The sequence below is a fragment of the Sphingomonas bisphenolicum genome, from assembly GCF_024349785.1.
Classification (GTDB): Bacteria; Pseudomonadota; Alphaproteobacteria; order Sphingomonadales; family Sphingomonadaceae; genus Sphingobium; species Sphingobium bisphenolicum.
On record NZ_AP018817.1, the window covers coordinates 620,950 to 645,720 of the forward strand.

Annotated in this window: 24 protein-coding genes; 17 read left to right on the forward strand and 7 right to left on the reverse strand. The window is 59.5% G+C overall.

The features are described 5' to 3' along the window. Positions 1–483 precede the first annotated feature (483 nt). Positions 484–1,464, forward strand: a complete 981-nt coding sequence (locus tag SBA_RS02975; RefSeq protein ID WP_224546587.1) for a polysaccharide deacetylase family protein — start codon at positions 484–486, stop codon at positions 1,462–1,464. Continuing rightward, positions 1,461–2,675: a carboxylate--amine ligase gene (locus tag SBA_RS02980; RefSeq protein ID WP_261935835.1), complete on the forward strand. Its 1,215-nt coding sequence runs from the start codon at positions 1,461–1,463 to the stop codon at positions 2,673–2,675. The genes SBA_RS02975 and SBA_RS02980 overlap by 4 nt, the downstream gene beginning before the upstream one ends. Here the strand turns inward: SBA_RS02980 and SBA_RS02985 are convergent. Beyond that, a complete protein-coding gene (locus SBA_RS02985; protein ID WP_261935836.1) occupies positions 2,644–3,195 on the reverse strand; it encodes an arsenate reductase/protein-tyrosine-phosphatase family protein in 552 nt (183 codons plus the stop codon). The genes SBA_RS02980 and SBA_RS02985 overlap by 32 nt on opposite strands. Positions 3,196–3,398: 203 nt before the next feature. Between SBA_RS02985 and SBA_RS02990 the strand changes: the two genes are divergently transcribed. From SBA_RS02990 to SBA_RS03015, 6 genes are all read left to right on the forward strand, one after another. Further along, positions 3,399–4,583, forward strand: a complete 1,185-nt coding sequence (locus SBA_RS02990; RefSeq protein ID WP_261935837.1) for a tyrosine-type recombinase/integrase — start codon at positions 3,399–3,401, stop codon at positions 4,581–4,583. Positions 4,584–4,726: 143 nt separating this feature from the next. Then, positions 4,727–5,308, forward strand: a complete 582-nt coding sequence (locus SBA_RS02995) for a site-specific integrase (RefSeq protein WP_261935838.1) — start codon at positions 4,727–4,729, stop codon at positions 5,306–5,308. A gap of 132 nt (positions 5,309–5,440) precedes the next feature. Further along, a complete protein-coding gene (locus tag SBA_RS03000; RefSeq protein ID WP_261935839.1) occupies positions 5,441–5,824 on the forward strand; it encodes a DUF3768 domain-containing protein in 384 nt (127 codons plus the stop codon). Further along, positions 5,821–6,405, forward strand: a complete 585-nt coding sequence (locus SBA_RS03005; protein WP_261935840.1) for a hypothetical protein — start codon at positions 5,821–5,823, stop codon at positions 6,403–6,405. Before SBA_RS03000 ends, SBA_RS03005 begins: the two co-directional genes overlap by 4 nt. 408 nt (positions 6,406–6,813) lie before the next feature. After that, positions 6,814–7,371, forward strand: a complete 558-nt coding sequence (locus SBA_RS03010) for a DUF805 domain-containing protein (RefSeq protein ID WP_261935841.1) — start codon at positions 6,814–6,816, stop codon at positions 7,369–7,371. Between the two features lie 63 nt (positions 7,372–7,434). Continuing rightward, complete coding sequence (locus SBA_RS03015; RefSeq protein WP_261935842.1) at positions 7,435–8,376, forward strand: hypothetical protein; 942 nt, start codon at positions 7,435–7,437, stop codon at positions 8,374–8,376. Here the strand turns inward: SBA_RS03015 and SBA_RS03020 are convergent. From SBA_RS03020 to SBA_RS03035, 4 genes are all read right to left on the reverse strand, one after another. Further along, the gene (locus SBA_RS03020) at positions 8,336–8,671 is read right to left on the reverse strand and encodes a recombinase family protein (protein ID WP_261935843.1); all 336 of its coding nucleotides are present in this window, start codon (positions 8,669–8,671) and stop codon (positions 8,336–8,338) included. The genes SBA_RS03015 and SBA_RS03020 overlap by 41 nt on opposite strands. A gap of 212 nt (positions 8,672–8,883) precedes the next feature. Beyond that, positions 8,884–9,267 carry a hypothetical protein gene (locus tag SBA_RS03025; RefSeq protein ID WP_261935844.1) on the reverse strand — a complete coding sequence of 128 codons (384 nt, stop codon included), beginning with the start codon at positions 9,265–9,267 and terminating at the stop codon, positions 8,884–8,886. Then, the gene (locus tag SBA_RS03030) at positions 9,264–13,430 is read right to left on the reverse strand and encodes an RHS repeat domain-containing protein (protein WP_261935845.1); all 4,167 of its coding nucleotides are present in this window, start codon (positions 13,428–13,430) and stop codon (positions 9,264–9,266) included. Before SBA_RS03030 ends, SBA_RS03025 begins: the two co-directional genes overlap by 4 nt. A gap of 68 nt (positions 13,431–13,498) precedes the next feature. Then, positions 13,499–13,981: a hypothetical protein gene (locus SBA_RS03035; RefSeq protein ID WP_261935846.1), complete on the reverse strand. Its 483-nt coding sequence runs from the start codon at positions 13,979–13,981 to the stop codon at positions 13,499–13,501. A gap of 544 nt (positions 13,982–14,525) precedes the next feature. Here SBA_RS03035 and SBA_RS03040 point away from each other — a divergent pair. From SBA_RS03040 to virB11, 9 genes are all read left to right on the forward strand, one after another. Beyond that, positions 14,526–14,924, forward strand: coding sequence for a hypothetical protein (locus SBA_RS03040; RefSeq protein ID WP_261935847.1), 399 nt, complete (start codon positions 14,526–14,528; stop codon positions 14,922–14,924). Between the two features lie 130 nt (positions 14,925–15,054). Continuing rightward, positions 15,055–15,387 carry a TrbC/VirB2 family protein gene (locus SBA_RS03045; RefSeq protein WP_261935848.1) on the forward strand — a complete coding sequence of 111 codons (333 nt, stop codon included), beginning with the start codon at positions 15,055–15,057 and terminating at the stop codon, positions 15,385–15,387. Between the two features lies 1 nt (position 15,388). Beyond that, positions 15,389–15,673 (forward strand): type IV secretion system protein VirB3, encoded by a 285-nt coding sequence (locus SBA_RS03050; protein WP_261935849.1) that lies wholly within the window; start codon positions 15,389–15,391, stop codon positions 15,671–15,673. After that, the gene (locus SBA_RS03055) at positions 15,646–18,033 is read left to right on the forward strand and encodes a VirB4 family type IV secretion/conjugal transfer ATPase (protein ID WP_390902429.1); all 2,388 of its coding nucleotides are present in this window, start codon (positions 15,646–15,648) and stop codon (positions 18,031–18,033) included. The genes SBA_RS03050 and SBA_RS03055 overlap by 28 nt, the downstream gene beginning before the upstream one ends. Then, positions 18,033–19,277 carry a type IV secretion system protein gene (locus SBA_RS03060; RefSeq protein ID WP_261935850.1) on the forward strand — a complete coding sequence of 415 codons (1,245 nt, stop codon included), beginning with the start codon at positions 18,033–18,035 and terminating at the stop codon, positions 19,275–19,277. Before SBA_RS03055 ends, SBA_RS03060 begins: the two co-directional genes overlap by 1 nt. Continuing rightward, on the forward strand, positions 19,274–20,074 hold the full coding sequence (locus tag SBA_RS03065) for a virB8 family protein (protein WP_261935851.1): 801 nt from the start codon (positions 19,274–19,276) through the stop codon (positions 20,072–20,074). The genes SBA_RS03060 and SBA_RS03065 overlap by 4 nt, the downstream gene beginning before the upstream one ends. Further along, positions 20,071–20,760: a TrbG/VirB9 family P-type conjugative transfer protein gene (locus tag SBA_RS03070; protein ID WP_261935852.1), complete on the forward strand. Its 690-nt coding sequence runs from the start codon at positions 20,071–20,073 to the stop codon at positions 20,758–20,760. Before SBA_RS03065 ends, SBA_RS03070 begins: the two co-directional genes overlap by 4 nt. Next, positions 20,760–21,833 (forward strand): TrbI/VirB10 family protein, encoded by a 1,074-nt coding sequence (locus SBA_RS03075; RefSeq protein WP_261935853.1) that lies wholly within the window; start codon positions 20,760–20,762, stop codon positions 21,831–21,833. The genes SBA_RS03070 and SBA_RS03075 overlap by 1 nt, the downstream gene beginning before the upstream one ends. Then, positions 21,830–22,834, forward strand: coding sequence for a P-type DNA transfer ATPase VirB11 (gene virB11, locus SBA_RS03080; RefSeq protein WP_261935854.1), 1,005 nt, complete (start codon positions 21,830–21,832; stop codon positions 22,832–22,834). The genes SBA_RS03075 and virB11 overlap by 4 nt, the downstream gene beginning before the upstream one ends. Before the next feature lie 3 nt (positions 22,835–22,837). Here virB11 and SBA_RS03085 read toward each other — a convergent pair whose 3' ends face one another. Together SBA_RS03085 and SBA_RS03090 are read right to left on the reverse strand one after the other, a co-directional pair. Then, a complete protein-coding gene (locus SBA_RS03085; protein ID WP_390902372.1) occupies positions 22,838–23,110 on the reverse strand; it encodes a TrbC/VirB2 family protein in 273 nt (90 codons plus the stop codon). Positions 23,111–23,184: 74 nt separating this feature from the next. Next, a complete protein-coding gene (locus tag SBA_RS03090) occupies positions 23,185–23,718 on the reverse strand; it encodes a hypothetical protein (protein ID WP_261935856.1) in 534 nt (177 codons plus the stop codon). Positions 23,719–24,771: the final 1,053 nt, after the last annotated feature.

Genomic DNA, 24,771 nt, shown 5'->3' on the forward strand with positions numbered 1-24,771 from the left:
GAGGAGATCAGCTTCACGAGGTTGTGAGAGCGAAGGATGTGATGGCAAAACCGGTCGGACCGGGAACAAGGACAACCCAAGGACGGTCCTAGGCGTAATAGCCTGCAAAGCCGATCGGACCTTGTTCGCGAACCCCATCAGGGCCAGCAGTCTACACCGACTGCATCAACAGGCCGGACAGACGACTGCACCCGACGGAACGTCAGATCATCACTTTATGCTTGCAACGCGGGAGCCATCCACAGAGGACCGTCCGGGCAGTCCGCTGCTCTTCTTCCAGGGCAATTACGGGGAATTTTCCCTGCTCGAATGAAGGATATCGGTGCGGTGCGGCGTCTTCAGGGGATAGCAAGGTTCGGGCGCGCATTATTCGGCAGAAATATCTATCGGACATGCGGGGGAAATATTACCCCTCCTTAACGCAGATTATCTAATGCCCATCATCTAATGTCTTGCCCGTCGCCCCCTGACCGGACCGCCCCCATGACCGCGCTGCTCATTACCGTCGACACCGAACTCTCCTCCTCGCTGCACCAGCGGGGCGTCGGGTTGGCGGATAATGTGGATCGCTCGATCTGGGCGCAGGCGCAGGGCAAACCCTACGGCATCGGCTGGCAGATGGATCTGCTCGATCGCCATGGCCTCAAGGGTGCCTTCTTCCTCGATCCCATGCCGGCATTGGTCCATGGCGCCGATTTCCTGACGCCGATCGTGGGTGCTATCGTGGATCGCGGGCATGAGGTGCAGATGCACATCCACAGCGAATGGCTCGCCTGGGCGAACGACTCGCCGGTCGGTGGCCGACAGGGCCGCAATATCGGCGATTTCTCGTTTTCCGATCAGCTCGTCCTGCTGGGCCTTGCCAAAAGATTGCTGGAACAGGCGGGCGCCCCCGCCATCACCGCTTTCCGCGCCGGCAATTTCGGCGCCAATGACGACACGCTGCGCGCGCTCGCGACCCTGGGCGTCGCCTGGGACAGCAGCGTCAACCCCGCCTATCTCGGCCGCGAATGTCGCATCAGCGCCGACCCCGCGCAGATCGGCGCGACCCGATTGCTCGGCGTCGGCGCATTGCCTGTTTCCGGCATCGCCGACCGTCCTGGCGGCTTCCGCCCGGCCCAGATTTGCGCCATGTCGGCCGCCGAAATGCGCGCCGGGCTGCGCCATGCCGTGCGCGAAGGGCATGACGCGTTCGTCGTCGTCACCCATAGTTTCGAAATGCTCTCGCGCGACCGCCAGCGCCCCAACCGCGCCGTGATGGCCCGGTTCGAGGCGTTGTGCCGCGAAGCCGCCCGCTTGCCCGGCGTGCAGGGCGCGGGGTTCAACGACCTGCCCGCCGACCTGGCCGACCGCCCGGCGCGCCACCTCAGCCGCGCCGCGCCCAGCCAGTGGCGCACCGGCCTGCGCATCGCGCAGCAGGCCTGGGCGACCTGGCGCTACGAACATCGGCTGGTCCCTGCGTGACCGCGTTTCCGGGCGTACTGCTTCTGGGTCTGGAAAATGCGATCGGGCTGACGGTCGCGCGCGAACTGGGCGGTCATGGCGTGCCGGTCCATGGCATCGCCCGCAGCGCCGCCTCGATCGGCACGGCGTCGCGCCATTGCACCGACTGGACGCTGCGCCCCTCTGGTCCCATTGCCGACTGGCTGCCCGACCTGATCGACCGCACCGGGGCGCAAGCGGTGCTGGCGGTGTCGGAATCCGACCTCATCGAACTGGCCGCCCTGCCGCCGATGATCGGCGATTGCCATATTCTCGTCCCACGGCCGGAACCGCTGGAACGGGTGCTCGACAAGTTGCAGACGCTCCATGCGGCCGCTACCGCCGGATTGCGCGTGCCGCAGACCTGGCAGCCGCGCGCGGGCGAGGATTTCGCGGCCCGCGCCGCGCAGATGCGATACCCGCTTGTCGCCAAATGGGCCAATCCGCCTGAAATCATGGCGGTGTTGGAGCAGGCGGGGCTGGAATGGATCAAGACCGACTATGTCCGCACGCCGGACCAACTGGTCGCGCTGCTGGACCGCTACACCCCCGTCGGACGCTGGCCGCTGATCCAGCAATATTGCCGTGGCGTCGGCCTCGGCCAGATGCTCTACATGCAGGACGGCCAGGCCACGCTGCGCTTCCAGCATCGTCGACTGCACGAATGGCCGCCCGAAGGCGGCGTCTCCACCCTGTGCCGCGCCGAACCGACCGGATCGCATCACGCACAGATGGCGCTCTCGGAAAAGCTGTTGCGCGCGCTCGACTGGGAAGGGCAGGCGATGGTCGAATATCGCTACGAGCCCGACAGCGATCGTTATTGGTTGATGGAGGTCAACGGCCGCTTCTGGGGCAGCCTGCCGCTGGCGCGCCATTGTGGCGCCGATTTCGCCTGGGAAGCCTATCGGCGCAAGGTGTTGGGCCAGACCGATGCCGCGCCGCCGCCGCGCGACGATCTGCGCGCGCGCTACATGGTGCCTGAAACGAAGCGGCTGGCGCGCATCCTGTTCGCGCCCGGTCGCATCGGCGATCCGTTCTTCCGCCGTCGCCCGCTGTTCGACCTGGCCAGCTACCTGCTCGCCTTTATCGATCCGCGCGCGCGCTATTATGTCTTCAGCCGCTCGGACATGCGCCCCTGGCTGCGCGACATGGCGCAGATGGTCAGGAAAGCCGTGCGCCGGGAAAGGCGCTGACCAGCCCGTCGATCGCTCGCTCGATGCGGCGCAGACAGGTCGCCATATAGCGGTCGTCCAGTCCATAGGGATCGTGCAGATGCGGCACTATCGGCCGCGTCCAGCGCCCAAGCAAAACCCGTGGTAGACCCGCCAGGCGCGCGTCGGCGGCCAGCCGATGCAATTGCCGCACCTCCATGGCGAGCAACAGGTCGCCGTCTTGCGGCGCATAATCCTGCATGTCGATCGCCTTGTGGTCGGACAGGTCATGGCCCAGCGCCCGCGCCGCCATGATCGCGGGTTCATGCGCGGCCCGCCCGGTGGTGGTGGACAGGCCGAAGGAGGCCGTGTTGAGCCCCGCGCGCCGGCCCGCGACATCGGCAAAGGCGCTGCGACAGATGTTGCCCTGGCACACGAACACCAGCCGCCGCACCTGCGCCGGATCGGGCGCGCGGCTGGCCGACCGGCCGAGCATGAGCTGCGGATAGGAAAGGGCGAGGCGGACAAGCCCGCGAAAGGTGCCGAAGCGGGATCGGATCAACGCACGGAACCTGTAAAAATTGGCGGAGACGGAGGGTTTATAACCATGTCGGAGTCTCGCGATCATTTATCGGAAAATAGCCATTATATTCAGGTTTCTACTCATTCACTGTCCGCCGTCATTCGCCATAGATCGCATTGTGCCAAGTTGATAGTGGGCATCAAAATGGGCATAGTGGGCCATGAGCATTGGGGAGTGATATCATGGCACGGGCGATCAACATATTAACGGCAAGGGCGGTTTCAGCCTTGAAGGAGCCGGGCCGACATTCGGACGGCGGAGGGCTGTACCTTCGGATCACGACCGGCGGGGCGCGCTCTTGGGTGTTCATGTCGGCGGTCGGTGGCAAGCGGGTGGAGATTGGCCTGGGCGCAGCCTCGGCCGTCGGCTTGGCGGTAGCTCGAACCTTGGCCTCGGAGATGCGGGAGGCGGTAGCACTGGGCAATGATCCCCGCACCATTCTTGCCCCGAAGGAGATTGCGGAAGCGGCTCCAGTCAAAACCTTCAGCAGCTTTGCAGAGGATTATATCGCCAGCGTCGAAGGTGGATGGAAGAATCCCGTCCATAGGCAGCAATGGCGCAACAGCCTGCGCGACCATGCTGGCTCGATCCACGACAAGGCGCTCGATCAGATCACGACCGACGACATGCTGGCCGTGCTGCAACCCATCTGGCTGACCAAGCCAGAAACGGCTGGGCGCGTGCGAGGGCGTATCGAGCGGATATTGGATGCGGCTAAGGCAAGAGGCCTGATCCCCCGCGACACCGCTAACCCAGCTCGTTTCAAAGGGCATCTGGATTTCCTGCTCGCTCGCCAGCCCGGCATGGTCAGGGGCCATCATGCGGCCTTGCCTTACAAGGAAGCCCCCAGCTTCATGGTAGCACTGCGCGCCCGACCGGCATTGGCAGCCCGATGCCTTGAGTTCACCATCCTGACTGCCGCCCGATCGGGGGAAGCGCTTGGCGCGACCTGGGGCGAGATCGACCTTGCCGAGAAGCTATGGCGGGTGCCAGCCGATCGCATGAAAGCAGGCGCTGAACATATCGTACCGTTGTCGGATGCGGCCATGGCGGTGCTGGAGACGCTGCGCGTCGACGGTGCCAAGCCCACGGACCGTGCTTTCGTCATCAACGGGGCCACCCGGAGCAACATGGCCATGGCCATGCTGTTGCGGCGGATGAAAATGGACAATGTCACCACCCATGGATTTCGCTCGACCTTCCGCGATTGGGCCGGGGACTGCACCAGCTACCCGCGTGAGATCATCGAAGCGGCTCTGGCCCACACCATCCAGAACAAGGCAGAGGCCGCCTATCGTCGCGGCACCGCCATCGAGCGTCGTCGCCTTCTGATGACCGAGTGGGCGGACTATCTCCGGCAGGGGTAAAAATCGGGGATAGCTGCGGCGGATCTTTGGCGCACAAATAACTGTATTTACATGATAATCTGACATTTTGGCAGTTTTGTGCTACACTGGCATGGCGTTGGCTTGTCCAGCGCCGCGTTTCCCCCAACAGACGGATCAACCTCATGTCCAGACAACCTGCGAAGGTGCTGGAACCCGATGACGTGCGCCTTGCGCTGGCGCATGTCCGGTTCCAGCGTCACCCTGATCGTAACCGAGCCATCATATTACTCAGCTTCAAAGCCGGTCTTCGAGCCTGCGAGATAGCAGGGCTTACCTGGCCGATGGTCCTTGCCACCGACGGCAACATTGCAAGCCATATCAGCGTCACTGGCTCCATCGCCAAATATGGGTCTGGCCGACAAATACCGATCAACCGGCTGCTGCGCGCTGCGCTGGTCACGTTGCACGAAACCGAGGGCTATCCCGGCCAAGGCCCAGTCATCCGATCCGAACGGGGCGCGGCGATGATGCCCGGTGCTATCGTCAATTGGTTCAGCGCCACCTATCGCAGCATGGGGCTGACGGGCTGCTCTTCGCACTCAGGGCGGCGTACCTTCATCACCCGTGCCGCCCGGCTGTTACCCAAGACCGGCGGCTCCCTGCGCGACGTGCAGGAACTAGCCGGGCATCGCGCCATCACGACTACCGAGCGCTACATCCAGGGCGACCGCGACGCCCAGCACAAGCTGATCCGGCTGATCTAGCCGCCAATGCCGCTCCTGCCTGCCCAGGACGCCCAAGCCGCCGCGTCGGCACATTCTCCACCACCCCCTAATTCTATCCCGCTCCGGCACGTCCCGGAGCGCCCTTTGCCACGCCTATGAAAGGAGCATGATATGAACGCACAGGAAGAATCTGGCTATCAAAAGAACAAATCACGAACGATTGAATTGGAGGCCCGCGTTGCCCGCATCCGCGCCCTGAATGACGAACTGCGCGGCTTCCGGCGCGGCGGCTATGTCACGATCACCCCCGGCATACAGGCGCTTGGTCAGGATAGCTTGCAGGCCATCGTCTATAAGGTCGCAACCTTCGACAGCTTTACCGGCGACAACGACCCCCATGGTGAACATGATTTCGGCGCGCTGGAGCATGAGGGTAAGCGGATTTTCTTCAAGATCGACTATTATGACAAGAGCCTCGAATATGGATCGCCCGATCCTGCCAACCCCGATGTCACCGCACGGGTGCTCACCATCATGCTGGCGTCGGAATATTGAGCGAGGAAGCAGCCCTGGCGCTGATGGAAGCCAGACAGGAACTCAAGCCGCTTCGCCAAGGGCAGCTTGATGGTTTTTGCGGTGTCTATGCCGTCCTCAATGCGGTGCGGTTGCTGGCCTATCCAGATCGGCAGCTTCATCCGGCCGAGTTGCGGCGTATGTTTCACAAGGCCGTCCATATCCTCTCACGGCACCGGCTGCTGAAAATGGGGGCGACCTTCGGACTCGATCCCAAGCCATGGCAACAGATGCTCGACAGCCTCCTGCCCGACATCGAACATATTGCGGGATTTGCGATCAGGCAGCGCAAGGTCTTCAAAGCGAAAGCTGGATTGAAGGCATCGACCGCCATCGGCGCGATGCGCAACCAGATCGACCAGGGACGCCCCATCGTGCTGATATTGGATGGTGCCTATGATCATTGGACGGTGATCGCTGGTTACAGTCACCATAGGCTGCACCTGTTCGACAGCGATGGCTATCATTGGATCAACCCGGCATCGGTCGGGCTTGACGATACATTGCCGCACATATTGAGGGCGGACAGCACCTTTGCCTTCGAGCGGTTGCCGCCGCCATAAGCGCTGAGCCGCTCTTGCCAAAGTAACAGCCTACCGCCTAACACAGCTTTGCCTCCGCGATACTCGGGGGCGGGGCGTGAGAACCTCCAGCAAAGCATCTCGGTCACAGACATTTCTGGGGCCGGGTGGCGTGCGCGCATGTCCAGCCGGCAACGGTAAAGGCGCACGCGCCTTGAGCTTTGCCAGGGTTCTCAACATCCGGCTTCGGCCGTCGCCCCGATCGCAAGAAAGGGGCGGCGCCGGGGTGGATGATGATCATGATAAGGGCCGTCCTGCCATGGGATCGCCCGATCCATCCTACAGCATAACAGCCCATCGGGTCGCAGCGCATTACAGCGCACCGATATACTGCGCGCGTTCGGCAAGCGCCGAGCGTGCAATCCTCCACTTCATCGCAAAGGATTTTCCATGCAGGGGCTTCTTGCACTCAAACGCTATGTCCAATTCTTAGGTCGCGCCGACCGGAAGGAATATTGGCAGTTCGTCGGCATCACGTTCGCCGCCTACGCGGTCGCCATCATCGTGGGGAACGGCATCGCTTACATGCAGGTCGGATTGCTGCCGCCGAGCCTGATTTTCACCATGCTCTTCTTCATGCCGCCACTCTATTGCGCGACCATCCGCCGTTTGCATGATCGCGGCATCTCCGGCCTGTGGCTGGCAGCGATCTGGGTATTGAACGGCATCTATTATGCGACCGAGAATCTCCGGCTTCGCACGCAAGGCACAGCGGCCGACACGCCGCTCGCTCTGCTTGGGTACGCCAATGTTCTTCTGACACTGGGCTTTGCGATATGGGTGTTCCTCCACCTGATCCGTGAAGGCGACCCGCAACCCAATGAATTTGGCTCTCCGCCAGTAGAAGGCGATGAGACCACTCGAAACACCGAGTCCAGCCAGTTGGTCAATCAGGCGCTTCTCCGGCTGTTCTCCAGCGATCCCGTCAAGAGCGAACCTAAGCCTTAACGCAAGCGGCTGTCCGGTCCCGATCCAGACGCAGCTTTCCCACTATGCAGAGGAATATGCCTCATGTTTTCTAGCCTTCGCTTGCGGCTCCTGCTGCAACTTTCGCCCCATATCGCATTGCGTCAGATTGCGGCGCGCATTCCCCTTGTCCTCATGTTGGCCGCGACGGCCTGCTCGTCCGCCGATCAGCAGGCATTGGAAAATATCATTCGCGCTCGTGCCATCAATCCCGCCAAGGTGGAGATCAGCGAGGCCATCATCTATCGAGATAAGAACGACGCCCGCATGGCCTGCTTGATGGTCACCGATTATAATCAGTGGGGTGAGGCACTGCCGACGACGCGCGTCAATGCCTGGTATATCTTCAAGTCGCAGAGCTGGCATTTCGACAATTTCTGGGAAATAAGAGACGGCCTGACTTGCGAGAAATATGTTGCCGCTGATAGCAAAGACGGCGCTGGCACTGGGAGCCAGGCATCAAGCGCCGAGCCCACGCCGATGCCCATGCCACCGGCTACTAATGCCCCGGCACCGACAATCGCCACAACGGACCAACTCATCGACGGCTGCTACCATCTGGACAGTTGCACCTATTCCAGAGCGCTGGAAGTCGAGACGGTCAAGGAGCAAGGCGGCGACCGTCTGCTGCGCGCTTTGATCGAAAACGGTGAGGTCAGCGATGCGGCCGGGTCGCCGGATGATCTGCAACGGATACGCTGGAGTGGCGCGTCCTCGACTATCTATGCATTCTGCTCGGCCCGTTCCCCGGCGATCATCTGGTCCAACGGCGGTCCCTACATGGCCGAAGAGTTCGACTTTGCCGGTGGCGGCATTCCCGGTGCCCAGCAGAATAATGCCAACATCTATCAGGCACTATGTCATGGCATCTACGACAATAGCTTGAGCGATAGGGCGGCATCGCTCGGATACCGGCCGCTGGCCGAAACAGGCGGGCGCGGGCAGTTCATCGTCGCCAGTCCCGAGGCGCTATTTGCAGGCAATTGACGCGCGGCCGATCGCCAAAGTCCAGGATGCGCAGCGCCACCTGCTTGGCCTCCAGCGTGGCGACGATGCCCAGCAGGTCCGCCGTGGACCGGGCATGGCGATCAAGCCGGGTCACGACCAGCGTGTCCCCCTCGCGCACGAAGTCCAGTGCTGCCACAAGCTGGTCGCGCTGCGCGACCGAAGACGCCTGTTCGCTGAACAGCTTTTGGCAACCCGTTGCAAGGAGCGACGCCTCCTGCGCCTCCAGCCCCGCCACCTGATCCACCGTCGACGTCCGCGCGTAGCCGATCAACATATCCGCACCTCTCAATCTGATAGATCAAGCTTAGCCGGGTGCCAGGTGCCGTCCAGCATGATCGGCACATCACATTGATATTATTGACATTTTCTCACGGAAGCCTGGAACCGGCGATACTCCGCCTCAATGGCCCCGTTCCCCATGTTGCGAGACACTCCGCGCCCTCCCGGCCCGTTCTCACGGCAGCAGGACCGTGTGAGAAGAATACTTCAGGTGTTTGCGATCTTCAGCATAAACTGCGCCACGTCTCTGGGAGTAGCGATTAAGGCAAAGTCGAAGCCCTTGAAGTCGATCCCCTCCACGTCCAGCCCAAGCCGATCTAAAAGCGGTTCAACCAGATCATCTCTCACCTCTTCCGGCCCCATGGCATAGACCTTGGATAAGCTGTCCTCTGGCTCCGGCCTAAAATCTGGGACAAATGCTTCCTCGCGGAGCATCCCCCATAACAAATGGGCGATCTCGCTAGATCGACCACCGGCCTCCATCCGATTGGCGAACGCATCAGCATCAACATTGAGCCGTTCCTCTCGAAGCCGACTTTGAAGCCGGGAACGGAACGGCGCAATGAAGCGATACAGGGCGAACCTATTCATTCGCTTGCTGTGCAGACAGCGATTGAAGCGGCATCATAGGCCAGAAGCGCCCAACCAAGCACGGGCACTCCGCGTCCCGCTACGCGAGCAATGCTGCTGGTAAACTTCACTCCCACACCCCTACCAACTAACGGAAAACCTGTTAGCGTAGGAACTCGGAAAGGCAGCTTGGCGTCGCCGAACACCGCACTTGCCGCCCTACTTGCCAAAGAAGTGCCTGGTGTCGCCCCGGCGAACTTCCCCCTGGTAGGCAGCGCATTTGCGCCGGAGCCTGCCCCTCCAATCCCCAGAGCGGTCAAGCCAAGTTGATCACCTGCACAATCCTTGAACTTCTCCCACTTGTCCCTAGCGGTGACGACGATCTCCGCCTCCTCCTCCTTTTGCGGCAAACCGGATAGCGGGTCGGCAAACCTTTTTAAATCAGGAGCTTCAGGGAAATACATAAATAGTCCTCCAGTTCCCGAAAAGGAACTACACATGGTTCCCCCGCAACCTGTTACGATGATATGGTTAGGGTCATTGGGGTCAGATGCTAATCCGGTTGGATCACGGAGATTTATCGGATCGCTGCCAACATAATTATACCAATTCATGCCATCGCCATACCCAATCGGATCCGTCTGCATGAACCGTGCAAGCGTCGGTGAGTAGATCCGCGCCTTATAGCTATACATGCCCAGCTCCGGCATCCAGGCCTGGCCGGTATATTGGAACACACCGACATTGCCGCTCGCCGGAATGCCATATTCGTCATAGCTGTTGATCTTTACCACCGCGCCGCTGCTGTTGGTCACAGCCACGATCGACCCCCGCTCGTCTGCGGTGAGGAACTTCTTGACCAGACTGCCAGAGCTATAATCATACCACACCAATGCCTCGTCGTCACCGGGGCCAAAGACATAGCGATGCTGGATAGCCTGAGTCGCGGGCAGACGGTCGGTGACTATGTTGGGGCCGTCATAGTCGAACACCCGTGTCCAGGTCGCTGCGTTCCCGATCATCTTCATCCGGCCGACAGGATCCTGATAAAGCTGCGTGCCATAGCTCGACGTCACCAGTGCGTTGTTGACATTGTAGGCGAAGGTAGCGCCGCCCGCCTGGGTCAGGTTGCCCTTGCCGTCATAGCTAGGCACGATCGAGCCGACCTGTGTATATTGATTGAGGCCGTTAACTTGGTAGCCGCGCGCGGTCTCGACCGCTCCTGTCCAGGCATAAGCATTGTTGGAGCTGTCGCGCGCGATGATCTGCCCTGCAGCGTTGTAGCTGAAACCCAGCTTCTGGTCATAGGCCGTGTTCGTACCCACCAAGTCGATGTCAAAGTCCGACAGGTTGGGGCCGGTATAGCCATAGCTGGTCTTCGCACCATTGCCCAACGTCAAGAGCGAACGCCGACCGAGCGGTTCATAGGCAAAGGTTGCGAGTGACATCGTACCATTTTCGCGGATCGCCGTCATCGCCCCGGTAGCGTCATAATCGTAGGTCACATAAAAACCGTCGCCCCATGTCAGGCGCGTCCGTCGTCCCGCCGCGTCATAGGCCATGCTAAGCGACTGTTGCTGATTGCCCTGGCTCGTAACCCGGCCCAGCGCGTCATAGCCATAGGTCACCACATGAGTGCTGGCATCGGCCGCCTGCTTCAGCTGGCCGAAATTGTCGTAGGTGAAGCTTACATCCTGGTCAAAAAAGTCCGTCCCAGGATAATCAACGTTCGTCACCCGGCCGAGCGCGTCATAGCTATATCTGGTATAGACTGTTTCTGAGCTACCTCTCACCCCCTTTAGCAGAAGCCTTCCGTTATTATTGCCAGATGTGCCATAACCATAGATCACCTTATCTGTGGCGTTGGCATCGCAAGTTGCTGTGTTGAAACAGGTGCGCCGCAAGCGGTCGTGACCGTCATATTCATAAGACGTCGTATTACCTTTGCCGTCAACCATACGGATCACCGACCCGTTTTGGTTGCGCTCATAATGCACATCGTCGCGCTGGATACTCGTGCCATACCCACTGATTGTCCGATCGAGCGCTCCGGCCCATTCCCACATATATTTGGTGATGCGGTCCTCGCCGTTGCTGCCTGCACCGCTGTGCGCGCAGGCAGAGTTCGGAGAGCTTGATCCATATTGCGCGCTGTAGTTGGCGGGGTTCATGCGTTGGGCGACACAGTCCACTCGACCAAGGACGTCGTAGCTGGTTTGAGTCAGCGCATAATCGACATTGTTGGCTTGAATGCGATCGAAAATCTTCCGACCATAGCTGTCATAATAAAGGAAGCGATATTGAAGTGCGGTGAAGCTAGCACCGCTATAGTCAACCGTTCCGAGCGCGATCGAGTCCGGGAGGCCATATGCACCATAGTGGACCTGTTCGATGTAGGGGCGTTTAGAGCCGGCGCCATCCGGATCGGGCGTCCAACGGCTCTCTATCTGACGCGCTTTATTATAGCGCATTTGCGTCAGGTTACCGAGGCCATCACTTTGTGTCCGAAGGTTACCGATATCGTCATAGCTAAACGCGATTGTCTGCGTCTGGGTAGCGTCGTTGTCACCGGAGCGGATCTTAGCTGAGCCCATTAGCATATTGGTGCCACGTGTAGCGGTTTTGCCTTCGTAGGCAAATTCCGTAACTGTCTCGCTTGCGGTGCCCACGCATGCTGGCGTGCCTCCTGCAGCGCAACTCGAGGTGTTTAAGGGCACTCGTGTCACAGCGCTATTATCCAGCACGATCGCATTCGACGAATCTTTGACCCATGCCTGGAGATCAATGAACGTGGTGCGTGTCTCCGGGCGCGCCTGCCCGGTTGCAGGCGCAGGCGCAGTTAGCTTACTCACCAGGCCCGAATTGGCATCATATTCATAATTGGTTACTTTCGACGCTTGATCCGTCGTCGTCGTCGGCTGGTTACAGATTTTCGGATTGCCGCAGCTTGCAGCGAAACTTGCCTGATAAGCCACTAGGGCCGGATTGCCGAAACCCGATTTCGGTGTCAGCGTCGCTTTCGTCCGGTTCCCTCGAGCGTCATATTCATAACTGATTGAATTCGTTTCTGGATACGTGATCTTCTTTAAAAGATTGACAGGACAATTTGCTTCGCTAGCCCCGCAATATTCGTAGTTGGTCACATGACCATTCTCGTTGGCTCTTGAGGATATTAGCAGCGAGCTGGTATTAAAGGCTATCGAACGTGTGTGCGTCAAAGGATCTGCCACGCTAGTGCTGCCGGAACCATAGCTATATGTCCAAACTTGACCGCCACTCTTGATAGTATTTACTTTTCCGTTACTTAAGTATGAAATTTCCGACGTATTGATGCTAGCGCTTGGCAATTTAATCGACGAAAGCCCGCCGGGGACATATGCGTAAGTCGTTATTCTGCCTTCCGCATCCGTTGCTGTCGAAATCAGACGCTCCTGATTTACACCATAGCTCGCGCTTGGCCAAAAACTTGACGGAGTGCAGGGGCCTGTTGGAGAGCAATATTCAACGGCATTATTTATAGCTGTCACTTTTAATACAGTAGACCATTCTTTCAGCAAGGTATCGTCGAGCTGCCCACTATACATGTATTCCATCCTCAGCTGATATCCAGTTGAGCTGGTTACAGACGAAAGCCTAGAGATGTAACGAATACACCCCTGGCATGAAACAAGCCAATAACTGGCTGTCGTGTAGTGAAAATTGCGCTTGGTCCCATCCGGATAAGTTATCTTTTTTGCTTTACCTAAATTTGATTGAACAGTATATAAATCAGAACCCGTTTCAAATTCAACAACAGTTCCATTTGAAGAAGTATAAAATTTTCTATCTTGTGTTAAAGATGAACCGTCCTGTTCATCTGCAACATAAGATGATCCGTTCCACGAAAAATCTTTTGATTGCCCGTCAAAACTAATGGTCAGTGAGGCAGTGCTGCCACTTATTACTGGCACAAAAGATTGCCGCCATTGCGACGCAACCCACTGCCTAGTATATTGCAGTCCATGGTAATTATCGGGCCCGATCGAAATGTCGGTGGCGCTAGTAATGAATTTTCCTGTCGTCAAATTAACAGATTTGTCATCAATACTCGGCCGACTAGGCGGTGGGGGGGCTCCATCTTGCGCGTGCGATATAGACGCGAAAACAAAGCTCACTCCGATTAGACCAATAAGATAGCGTCCCATTGATTTAATACCCTCCCGCACTGCAATCATAGCGTCCCTCAGCTGAAAAATTTCAGTATCGTCATGATTTATTTCGACTTTTGGCGGGCCACCTCTTGATCTATCATCGAAGCTACTGATATTTTTACTTGATGAATTTCAATGTTATCTTCCGAATCGAGATGAGCGGTGATAATGCTTTCAGAAGCAAATTTCGAAAGGTCAACGGCCATTCCGTCGAGTCCAACTTCAGGTACCCTGCCGCTTTGGCGAGCCAAATCCCCAGTGACATTTTCGAGGAAGGCCGTGCCATCCTCGAGTGGGCGAACGACCAATACTTTGATGGAAGCGCCGCCCTTTATGACGACAGCTGCGCTTCCCGTTGCGACATGAACCGCGCTTTCGAAGCTTGTAACGGTTCCTAGCACTATCGCGCTTTTATCGCAGACGCCGATGAGACGGGTGCCGTCCCCGTGTTCGGTCCTCTCAGAAACAACCCTACATGATGCGGGTGGCAATGTCGCGGCTGCACCTAATGCCTGCGCGACAACCATCAAAAAAAAACCTAGCATGCTTCCCCCTTTTCGAGCGTACCGTTTTTGAGAATGGCACTCGATCAAAGTGCACAACGAAGTTTTTCACGCAATAAAATAATTTATTCGTCTGTTTCCATTCCTTGCGATTGAGGTGTCATTGCCACGGAGGCATTGACGCCTGGGCGATTCTCGTCGAAACATTTAAAACCAAACAGAGCCACGTGACAGATTTCGCGAAGCTCGCGGGCCGATTGCTAAGGGAAGGTATGCGAATTGATCGTCATGTACTGCTGGCATTCGGCCTCATGCCTATGTCGATGGAGCGAGCAGAGGGTGAGGCACTCTCATTTGCTTATGACGAACTGTACATCGTCGGATAGTTGCGCGGGGGAAAGATGCGGAATTTGTCGGGGGCGCTCCTAAGCGCCGCATTGTTGTTAGCGTCTGTCACCCCGGAAGCTTTCAGCTATGCCTATGACGAGCTAGGACGCCTCATTGGGCCGTTGCAGTCACAAGTGCGACGAAGATCGCTACGTCCATCTATCGTTATGACAATGCCGACAACCGCTCTATCGTCTGGGTGGCTAAGGCTGACGGGACCAAAAATCCTGTTTTCCGCATCTTCACAGTCGAGCGAGGGCATTTTTACACCACCGGCTTCATGGAAGGTTATGCCGGAGGCCTGGATGCGGAAGGCCCTAACTTCAATCTGTACACTTCTGGGGGAACGGGGCTGCAAACCTTTTATCGCTGCTATGGGGCCTCCACTGTTGATGATTTCATCTCGACGTCTAGCAAATGCGAGGGGCAAGCCGTCAATGGCGTGTTAGGCTATGCATCAACTGCGAGTGGCACTGGGCTGACCCAATTGCATCGATGTTATCGAACAAGCGATATGGATCATTTGATCACGAAAAACATGTCGGAATGCACGAACTACGGCTACACTTACGAAATGTCTTTGGGCTATGTGCCTTGAAGCACTGAACTCTGTGGAATGCCGCATTTGGCAGAGTTCGAGGCATGTAATAGCTGTTCTGTAGTGTTTCGGGTGCAGCGAGGGCGTTTGGCGCCTATCGTGCACAGTGAATGAAGGCCGAGGTTTCCTAATGTTTCGTGTGTCACGCTGGTCGAATTTCCTTGTTCGCCTTTGTTCGATCGTCCCGATTTTTTCGGCCTTCCCGGCACTGGCGCAGGCTGATTTTAGCGACCCCGCTGGCTCCGGCCCGATCGTAGGCGCGCTGCAATGGCTCCAGGGAACGATGCTCGGCACGGTCGCGACCGTCGCGGCGGTCATGGCAGTCGCTGCCGTGGGCTTCATGATGCTGACCGGCCGGATGAACTGGCGCTATGGCGCGGTCGTGATCCTCGGCTGCTTCATCCTGTTTGGCGCGGCTAGCATCGTAGGCGGCATCCAGTCCACCGCGTCGGCCGGTTACTGAGGTGAGCCATCTCGACCGCGACACTTTGTTCGTGGCTCTGGCACGTCCGCAAATGTTCGCAGGCGTCACCTACAGCTTCTTCGTCATCAATGCGGTCGTCACCACCGAGCTGTTCCTCGTCCTGAAGTCAGTCTGGGTGCCGCTGGCAGCGGTGATCATCCATATCACCGGCTATCTCGCCTGCCTGCGCGATCCGCACATCTTCGAGCTATGGCTGGTCAAGGCCGCCCGCTGCCCCCGCATTCCCAACCATCGGCGCTGGCGTTGCAATTCCTATCATCCCTGAGCGCAAGCGAGAAGGCGGCAAAGCGCGAGCGGTCGGTCGGCAGCAGGCTCCCCTATGCCGCGCAGGTCGATGACCACACGCTGCTGACCCGCGACGGCTTGCTGATGCAGGTTGTCCATCTGGGCGGCTTCCTGTTCGAGACCGCCGACACCGACGAGCTTAATTATCGCAAGGGTCTGCGCGATGCGATGCTCCAGGCGATCGGCTCCTCGCGTTTCGCCCTCTATCATCACATCATCCGCAGGCGTGTAGATACGTCACTGGAGGCGGACTATCCCGACAGCTTCAGCGCCCGGCTAGACGAGGCCTGGCGCGCGCGGCTTGGTTCGCGGCATCTCTATGTGAACGATCTCTTTGTCACCATCGTGCGCCGACCCATGCAAGGGCGCAGCGGCATCGCCGATCGCCTGTCACGCAAGCTGACTGGCAGCAGCACGATGGCGGCCGATCGCGCTGGAGATAAGCGTGCGCTCGACACAGCGACCGAGCAGATCGTCGCGGCGCTGGGCCACTATAAGCCGCGCGTCCTCAGCGTCTATGACACCGATCGCGGCCCTTGCTCGGAGCCGCTAGAATTTCTCTCGATGATCCTCAATGGCGAGATGCGCCCGGTGCGTTTGCCTGAGGGCGATGTCGGCGAGTATCTCCCCTACCGCCGGATCAGCTTCGGCCAGGACATGGTCGAGCTGGCGGCGGCCGGTGACATGCCCCGCGAGTTTCAGGCCATCCTTTCGATCAAGGATTATCCCGGCCAGACTACACCAGGGATGCTCGATGACCTGCTGCGCCTGCCTGCCGAGATGGTGGTGAGTCAAAGCTTCGGCTTCGTCGATCGCCAGGCTGGGCTTGGCCGCATGAACCTGGCGCTGCGTCGTATGCGTGCGTCGGATGATGAGGCGCTCAGCCTGCGCGGCGAACTGGGCGGGGCCAAGGATGATCTGGCTGCAGGACGGGCCGCTTTTGGCGAACATCATCTCACCATCGCCGTGCGCGGCACGGACATGAATGTCGTCGATGCCCATGTCGCCGAAGTGCAATCAGCCCTGACCGATCTTGGCCTGATCGCTGTGCGCGAAGAGATCGGCCTGGAAGGCGCTTATTGGGCGCAGTTCCCCGGCAACTTCCCCTACATCGCCCGGCGCGCGCTGATCTCGTCGCGCAATTTCGCAAGCCTGGCGAGCTATCATAATTTCCCCAGCGGCCGGGCCACCGGCAACCATTGGGGCGACGCCGTCACCATCTTGGAATCGACCGCCGCCGGTCCCTATCATTTCAACTTCCATCAGGGCGATCTGGGCAACTTCACCGTCATCGGGCCATCGGGTTCGGGCAAGACCGTGGTGCTCAACTTCCTGCTCGCCCAGGCGCGCAAGTTTGCGCCGCGCATCATCTTCTTCGACAAGGATCGCGGGGCTGAATTGTTCATCCGCGCCATCGGCGGGGTTTACGACATATTGCGCCCCGGCATGTCGGCCGCGCTCAACCCGCTCCAGATCGACGACAGCCCGGAGAACCGCCGTTTCCTCATCGACTGGATCGGCCGCCTCGTGACGCTGCCCGGTACGCCACTGACCCCGCAGGAACTGCTCCACATCCAGGAAGCGGTCGATGCCAGCTATGCCGTGCCAAAGTCGCATCGCCGTCTGCGTCATGTCGCCCAGCTGTTTCGGGGCAGCGAGCGGCCACACGCCAATGATCTCTGGTCTCGCCTACGTCCCTGGTGGGGTGAAGGCGAACATGCCTGGCTGTTCGACCATGCAGAGGATCGCACCGACATTGCTGCCATGACCGTGGGTTTCGACATGACCCGCATCCTCGACACGCCGACCTTGCGCACGCCCGCGATGATGTATCTCTTCCATCGGGTGGAAGAGCGACTGGATGGCACCCCGGCGATCATCGTCATCGACGAGGGCTGGAAAGCGCTCGACGACGATATCTTCGTCCACAAGATCAAGGACTGGGAAAAGACGATCCGCAAGCGAAACGGCATTGTCGGCTTCGCCACGCAGAGCGCTGAGGACGCGTTGTCGAGCAAGATCGCCAGCGCCATCGTCGAGCAGGCGGCGACCCAGATCTTCATGGCCAATGCCAAGGCACGTCGCGAGGATTACTGCGACGGCTTCGGTCTTACAGCCCACGAATATGATCTGGTCCGTAGCCTTGCCGACAATGCCCATTGTTTCCTGATCAAGCATGGCAATGACAGCGTGGTCGCGCGGCTCAACCTTTCGGGCGAGAGCGATATCCTGACCATCCTTTCGGGTCGTGAACGCACCGTCCGCCTACTCGACGAGATACGCGACCGCGTGGGCGACGACCCGCAGGCCTGGCTGCCCGAACTGCTCAAGGTCGCCTGATGGAGAGCTGCGCACCCTTCGACGCGGCCCAGGGCTATGCGATGGCGCTTACCCGCTATGTCGATTGCCAGGCCGCACTGCTGGGCGAAGGCGGCTATGCCGCGCTGTCGGCCAGCAACTCGCCGATCATCATTGCGCTGGGTGGGCTTCTCACCATCCTCATCGCGTTCCAGGGTTATCGGCTGCTTTTGGGCGAGCAACTGGTTCTGCGCGATGGCATATTGCTGGCCGCCAAGATCGGCCTCGTGCTGGCCTTTGCGACCCAATGGTCCGCCTATCGTTCGGTCGTTTACAATCTTGCCATCGAAGCGCCGCAGGAAGTGATGGCGTTGCTGCCTGGTGCTGGCGGCGGATCGGGGCGCAGCTTTCCTGCGCGGCTCCAGACCAGCTATCAGACCATCGCGGAACTGACCCGGCCGTCTCCCAATCCCGCTCCTATCGCGGTCGCACCACCTCAAGAAGGGGCGGCTGTAGCGCCAATTGCGACAGCATCGCCGCCGATCCTGTCTTACTCGCTCGCCGGTAATCCGTTGCTCACCACGGCAGGCATCCTGCTGCTGGTGTCGGGCCTTGTCGTCCTCGTCACGGTCCGGCTGGTCGCAGGCTTGCTCCTGGCATTGGGACCGCTCTTCTTTGCCTGCCTGTTGTTCGACGCAACACGCGGCCTCTTCGAAGGCTGGGTCCGCGCCCTGCTCGGAACGGCGATCGCCAGTGTCGCGACTGGCGTGTTGTTGGGCATCGAGATGTCGATCGTCGAGCCGCAGCTTGCCAATGTGATCGGGGCGATGATGGCGGGCACTCTGCCGGTGCTGGCCCCCGGCGAGATATTGGCGACCATCTTGATCTTCACCCTGGCAACCCTGATCGCGCTGGCCATTGCCCTGAAGATGGGGGCTGGCTTTCGCTTTCTGGAGCGCGGCTGGGCCTTGGGCGCTAGAATGTCGGAACGCTGGCGTGCCATGGCTCCAGCAGCCGCGCCAAATGCAGTGACGCTCACCAATCCTGCACGCTCGCAGGAAGAAGGCCGTTCGCGCGCTGCAATGATGTCGGACGCGATAAAGATTAGTGACCAGTGGGGGATGCGGCCCGCCCTTGCAGGAACGGGACCGGACCCGACGCGGAGGATCGAGATATCTGATCGGGGCGCTATCGAACCACGACCAACGCCCCTTGGGCAGAGCTACAGGCGCACAGGCAATCAGCGCAGGACGAAGAGTATGAGCCAGCGGAATGGCCGGACATGAACGACAAGATCAAGAAGACCGACCAGCCGGCATCTGACCGTCAGGTCTATTATGCACGGGCTGCAAGCTGGGCGGACGACAGCCAGGAGACGCTGCGCCAATCGCGCCGGATCGCCTGGATCATTGCGGGTATCGCCTGCGGCGTCGCTGCCTTTGCGGTCGTTGCCATCGCGCTCATGATGCCGCTCAAGACGATCGTTCCTTATACGCTGCTGGTGGATCGCACGACAGGCTACGTCCAATTGCTAAAGGGCGATGGCCGTCAGGCACTGGCCCCTGACGAGGCGCTGCTCAAATCGCTGCTGGCCCAATATGTGATCGCGCGCGAAGGGTTCGACATCACCAGCGTCCAGTCCGACTATCGCAAGGTCGGCCTTTGGTCGGCCGAGCGCGCGCGCAGCGACTATATGGCGATGATGCCCGCCTCCAATCCGGCCAGCCCCTTCCAGCGCTATCCCCGCACCACTGTACTTGCCGTCCATATCAAAAGCGTCTCGCCGCTTGGTCCGGGCACGGCGCAGGTGCGGTTCGAGACGGAGCGACAGGATCAGGGGCAGGTCGAAGGACCGCGTGACGCTTGGGTCGGGATTGTCCGTTACCGTTTCATCGACGCTGCCATGTCGATGGAGGATCGGTTGATCAATCCGCTGGGATTCCAGGTGGTCCATTATCGCAAGGATCAGGAGGCCATGCCCCAGCCGGTGGTCCAAACCGTACCGGTCCAGCAAGGCGCGACCGTCCAGCCTACGACCATGCTGCCAGCCTCGTCCTCAGCGGCAAGGATGCCGCAGCAATGATCCGCGCCGTCGTGCCTCTTTTGCTGTTGCTGCTTTGCGCGCCTGCCCAAGCAGAGGTGCTGCCACAGGCTTCTCCGGGCGACCCTCGCATTCAGACGGTTGATTATGACGCGGATCAGGTCGTGCGACTGCCTTTGCAGATGGGTTATGCGCTCAGCATCGAGTTCGCGCCGGACGAACGGATCGAGAATGTCGCAATCGGCGAAAGTGGAGGCTGGCAGGTCACGCCCAACAAGCGTGCGGATCACCTGTTCATCAAGCCGACCGAAGGCGCGATGGATACCAATCTCATCGTCCTGACCGATGCGCGCCGCTACAGCTTCCTGCTCGCGCCTGGATCGGCCGTTGGCATCAGTCCCTATGTGGTCCGATTCCGCTATGCCGGTATCGATATGGCTCCGCCGACCGTGGTCAGCGAAACCCGCAGCGCCTATCGCGTCAAAGGCGCGAAGGAGTTGATCCCATCCGAGATGTCCGACGATGGTCTGGCGACGATCATCCGCTGGCCGGCCGATGTCGCCATCCCGGCCATCTATGCGGTCGATGCGCAGGGTGATGAGACTTTGATCAATGGCGCTATGCGCGAGGGCATATTCGTGGTGGATTCCATCGCGCCGCGCTTCGTGTTCCGGTCGGGCAAGCGCAAGGCGGTAGCCGTGCGCCAGATTGCCAAGGGGCAGCTCTGATGCAGGACGGCGTGGATCCGAGGAGCGAGATGGATGACCGCACCGTCGAGCCGGTTGTTCGCATGCCATCAGCGGGATTGTCAGCTACTGCCATTGCCATCATCTGCGTCGTCTTGGGGATTGGGTTGTTTCTGATCCTCGACGGCAATCGCCGCCGTAACGCGCAGGCCAGTGCCAAGGCTCCACCCACTGAGGCCATGCTGGTCGCGCCGCAACCGCTGGCGGTGCCGCTGCCAATGCTCGAACCAGTGCAGGCCGTTGTGATGCCCGACAGCGCCGCGAGTCCGACCCCGCCCGTGCCGCCCGTGGTCGAGCGGTCGCAGCCCATGGCTTCAGGGCCGGTCTACATGCCACCGATGCCGCCAATGCAGACGGAAACATCGCCCCCCGCGCGAGCAAGGGCGCAGGGCAGTGATTCGCCGCTGATCATTGATCTGGCTTCGGGCGATGGCTTGGGCAATGCGGCTGCCGCATCCGGCGCAGCAGGCGATGATCAGGCCGTCCGCGCCAGCGTCATCCGCAATCGCGCCAATCTCGTACCCCAGGGATCGATGATTAGCGCCGTGCTGGAGACGCCGATCGACAGCCGCAGGCCTGGCCTGGTGCGCGCCATCGTGTCGCGGGATGCGAGAGGTTTTGATGGGACGCGCGTGTTGATCCCGCGCGGTAGCCGGTTGATCGGTGAGGCGGCAGGGGACTCGAAGCCGGGGCAAAGGCGGGTTCTGGTGACCTGGAACCGACTTATCCGACCCGATGGCGTCGCCATCCGTATCGGCTCCCCTGCTGCCGATGTGCTGGGCGGCGCTGGCATCCGCGGCAAGGTCAACAACCATTTCATCGAGAGGTTCGGCAATGCCGTGCTGCAATCGGCGCTGACCATCGGGGTCAACATTGCTTCGCAGCCTAAGAGCAACTCGGTGATTGTAGGGCTGCCTGGGCAGATTGGCGCGACGGGTCAGAATTTCCTGCCCAATGTCGATCCGTCGCCGACCATCAAGGTGGCCTCGGGCGCTGAGATATCGGTGTTCGTGGCGCGGGATCTGGACTTTAGCGGCACTGGGCTGCGCCGGTGAGTGAGCAGCATAGGTCGATCGACGCAGCGCCAGAAGGTGCGACCCTCTCGGACTTTCCGTTTCTGGACGCCTATCTGGCTCCCATCTCCGGCGTGCTGGTCCAGCCCGATGTCACCGACATCTATATCAATCATCCCGGCGAAATCTGGATCGAGCGACTGGGCGGCGGCATCGAACGGGAGGAAGTCCCTGCGTTAACCGAGGCAGGGCTTTGGCGGCTTGCTCGGCAGATTGCCAGCCTCTCGCATCAGGGCATCAATCGGGAGCATCCCTTGCTGTCAGCACGGCTCCCCGATGGATCGCGGGTTCAGATCGTTGCGCCTCCTGCGACGCGGGGACCGCTCGCCATGGCGATCCGTCGCCATGTATCGGCCAGCCTCACGCTGGAGGATTATGCCAGGAGCGGTGCGTTCGACGAACCGGAGCCGGAAGCGGCAGAGCTGCCAGCTATTAGTCGCGACGATCGGGTGTCGATGCTGGCTGACGCTGTGCGGCAGCGCAAGACGATCCTGATCTCAGGGGGCACTTCTACGGGTAAGACCACGTTCCTCAACGCCTTGATGCGCGAGATCCCGCGCGAGGAGCGGCTGATCCTGATCGAGGACACGCCGGAATTGCAGGTCGATCATCCCAATGTGGTCGGATTGGTGGCGGTCAAAGGGGAACTGGGTGAGGCCAAAGTCAACGCAGACGATCTTCTCCAGGCATCGCTGCGGATGCGGCCTGATCGTATCATCCTGGGCGAGCTGAGAGGCACGGAGGCCTATACCTTCCTGCGCGCCATCAATACCGGGCATCCCGGTTCGATGACCACCATCCATGCCGACAGTCCCGCCAAGGCGATCGAGCAATTGGCGCTAATCATCCTGCAATCTGGCACGCGGCTCACTCGGGACGACATTGCCCATTATATCCGTGGCACGGTCGATCTGTTCGTTCAGTTGGAAAGGCGCGGCGGCAAGCGGTTCATCCACACGATCGCAGACAAGGACGCGCTGTAGCAGTTACCAGCCGGGCGGTAGCGCCGCACCGGCATAGGGATCATAGTGTTGTGGCGCGCGGGGCGTCGGTGGCGTCACGAGGGGCTCCTCGCTGACCTGTCGCTTGGCAATCATGTTTGTTGACGCCGCACCCATCAGCCCGCCCGCGATAATAGGAGCGCCAAAAATCAGGAAGCAGCCCATGATAGTTGCTGCGCTACGCCTCCAATCAAAGCGACCACTGAACATCAGAAAGCCCAGCACGGCGATGGCAAGGGTAGCAATCGCAGTCGCCATGCTCCCGGTCATCAGATCGCTGATCCAAGCGGTGCTGGCGGTCAAACCCGATGGTGACAACGGTGCTTCCCCACTCACTGCGCGGTATTGGTAGCCCAGACCGCGACGTTATCGCCTGAGACGATTACGAGATTTCCATCATTTTGCATTTGCAGGCGAGCGCAGCGATTTCCGCCTGTGTTTGAGGCCCAAACAGGGATGCCGGCACCATTATAGACTACCAAATTTCCATCGCCCTGAAATTTGACAAACGATCCGGTTCCCACCGTGTTAGACGCCCATATTGCACCTGCCGGACCATAGAGAACGAGATTGCCATCGGATTGCATGCTCAGAACATATAGCCCGTTGGGGGAGGTATAAGTCTGTCCTGCGTTTAGTCTCATGCCCAGCAGAATGGACTTATAGTTCGTCCGGTTATCGGCCTGATCATAAGCGATATCGACGTCACGGCCGTCCTGCGTCGCCGAGTTGTATATGCAGCTTTCTGTCAAACGTCCCAATGCGTCATAGCGATAGCCGACGCTGTCGGCGGAAGCAGGGTTAGCTCCGATCAGCGGTGCAATCACTATCAACAGGTTGCGGACAGTCTTCTTGCTCCAAGCCATGGCTCCAACTCCCCCTAGTGGTTACCCTATCTTCCTCTAAGATCAGGTACCGATGGTCAAGGCACGGAATGGCATGCGCACCAGATACACCGTCATTCCCAGCGATTTAGACCCAACATATGGCAAATTCACACATTCGCCACCAGTCGCGGTTGGTCGACTTGGTTCGTACACGTTCGCTGAAGACCGTTTGGCGCGTATCGTCGGTTTTCAGGATGAATTGAGCTGTCGTAGCCGGTCCGTTTTATGGCGAGGGTGGGACAATTGCGACTGTCCGGAATCAGAATGGCACTTACGGTAAGCGGACATTGGACTGACTAGACACCCGTCAGCTGCTTCACGCCTTCGATCTTGGTCAGGTGCCTGCGGACAAACTCAAATAGGCCTATGACTGTTGCGATGAGACGCTCATGCGCCGTTATCGCACCGATTTTAAGACCCAAATGCGTACGCCCAAGTGAGCCCGCACAACTTTTGCGAGACGCATACTTGGCTAAGTGCCGCTTTTAAGTCGTAGACCGTCAGCCACTTTGCGCGACCTCTGGATTGTGTTGCGAGAAACGGCTTGCCTTGCGCCACGGAAGCGCTTAGAACATATCAAGAACGACTAGTTGCCTTTCGCAGCCCCTTGGGTCCAGCGTCGATCGCCGCAGCTTGGCTACTCTTGCGGATCGGCGGTCATTTTGTCATGCGATCGCGGCTTGGCTGTCGCATCGGGATATGACAATCTGACTTGCTCGGGGCGTATAGTCGCTTTGCTTCGGGAGGACCTGGGAGGCCATGACGGCGATCATTGCAAGTACTCCAGATCGCCGCCGCATCAATTCCTGGGCCGGATCGTGACCAGCCGTTTTCGTCTCGCGTTGCTTCCCGCTTCGGATGGCGATTGCATGATCTTGAGCTGGGGCCAAGATAGCGCTCTGCATCACATGGTAATCGACGGGGGACGATCAGGCACTTATCCGGCCTTGTTCGACCGGTTGGAGAGCATGGCGCAAAGGTGCGAAACCCTCGATCTGTATGTCCTCACATGTGGATCGGCGTGCAAAAAGG

Bases quoted from the DNA above. Each gene is read 5' to 3' on its own strand.
- SBA_RS02975 (WP_224546587.1), top strand. From the start codon at position 484: ATGACCGCGCTGCTCATTACCGTCGACACCGAACTCTCCTCCTCGCTG.
- SBA_RS02990 (WP_261935837.1), top strand. From the start codon at position 3,399: ATGGCACGGGCGATCAACATATTAACGGCAAGGGCGGTTTCAGCCTTG.
- SBA_RS02995 (WP_261935838.1), top strand. From the start codon at position 4,727: ATGTCCAGACAACCTGCGAAGGTGCTGGAACCCGATGACGTGCGCCTT.
- SBA_RS03000 (WP_261935839.1), top strand. From the start codon at position 5,441: ATGAACGCACAGGAAGAATCTGGCTATCAAAAGAACAAATCACGAACG.
- SBA_RS03010 (WP_261935841.1), top strand. From the start codon at position 6,814: ATGCAGGGGCTTCTTGCACTCAAACGCTATGTCCAATTCTTAGGTCGC.
- SBA_RS03015 (WP_261935842.1), top strand. From the start codon at position 7,435: ATGTTTTCTAGCCTTCGCTTGCGGCTCCTGCTGCAACTTTCGCCCCAT.
- SBA_RS03020 (WP_261935843.1), bottom strand. From the start codon at position 8,671: ATGTTGATCGGCTACGCGCGGACGTCGACGGTGGATCAGGTGGCGGGG.
- SBA_RS03025 (WP_261935844.1), bottom strand. From the start codon at position 9,267: ATGAATAGGTTCGCCCTGTATCGCTTCATTGCGCCGTTCCGTTCCCGG.
- SBA_RS03030 (WP_261935845.1), bottom strand. From the start codon at position 13,430: ATGGGACGCTATCTTATTGGTCTAATCGGAGTGAGCTTTGTTTTCGCG.
- SBA_RS03035 (WP_261935846.1), bottom strand. From the start codon at position 13,981: ATGCTAGGTTTTTTTTTGATGGTTGTCGCGCAGGCATTAGGTGCAGCC.
- SBA_RS03045 (WP_261935848.1), top strand. From the start codon at position 15,055: ATGTTTCGTGTGTCACGCTGGTCGAATTTCCTTGTTCGCCTTTGTTCG.
- SBA_RS03060 (WP_261935850.1), top strand. From the start codon at position 18,033: ATGGAGAGCTGCGCACCCTTCGACGCGGCCCAGGGCTATGCGATGGCG.
- SBA_RS03065 (WP_261935851.1), top strand. From the start codon at position 19,274: ATGAACGACAAGATCAAGAAGACCGACCAGCCGGCATCTGACCGTCAG.
- SBA_RS03070 (WP_261935852.1), top strand. From the start codon at position 20,071: ATGATCCGCGCCGTCGTGCCTCTTTTGCTGTTGCTGCTTTGCGCGCCT.
- SBA_RS03075 (WP_261935853.1), top strand. From the start codon at position 20,760: ATGCAGGACGGCGTGGATCCGAGGAGCGAGATGGATGACCGCACCGTC.
- SBA_RS03085 (WP_390902372.1), bottom strand. From the start codon at position 23,110: ATGGCGACTGCGATTGCTACCCTTGCCATCGCCGTGCTGGGCTTTCTG.
- SBA_RS03090 (WP_261935856.1), bottom strand. From the start codon at position 23,718: ATGGCTTGGAGCAAGAAGACTGTCCGCAACCTGTTGATAGTGATTGCA.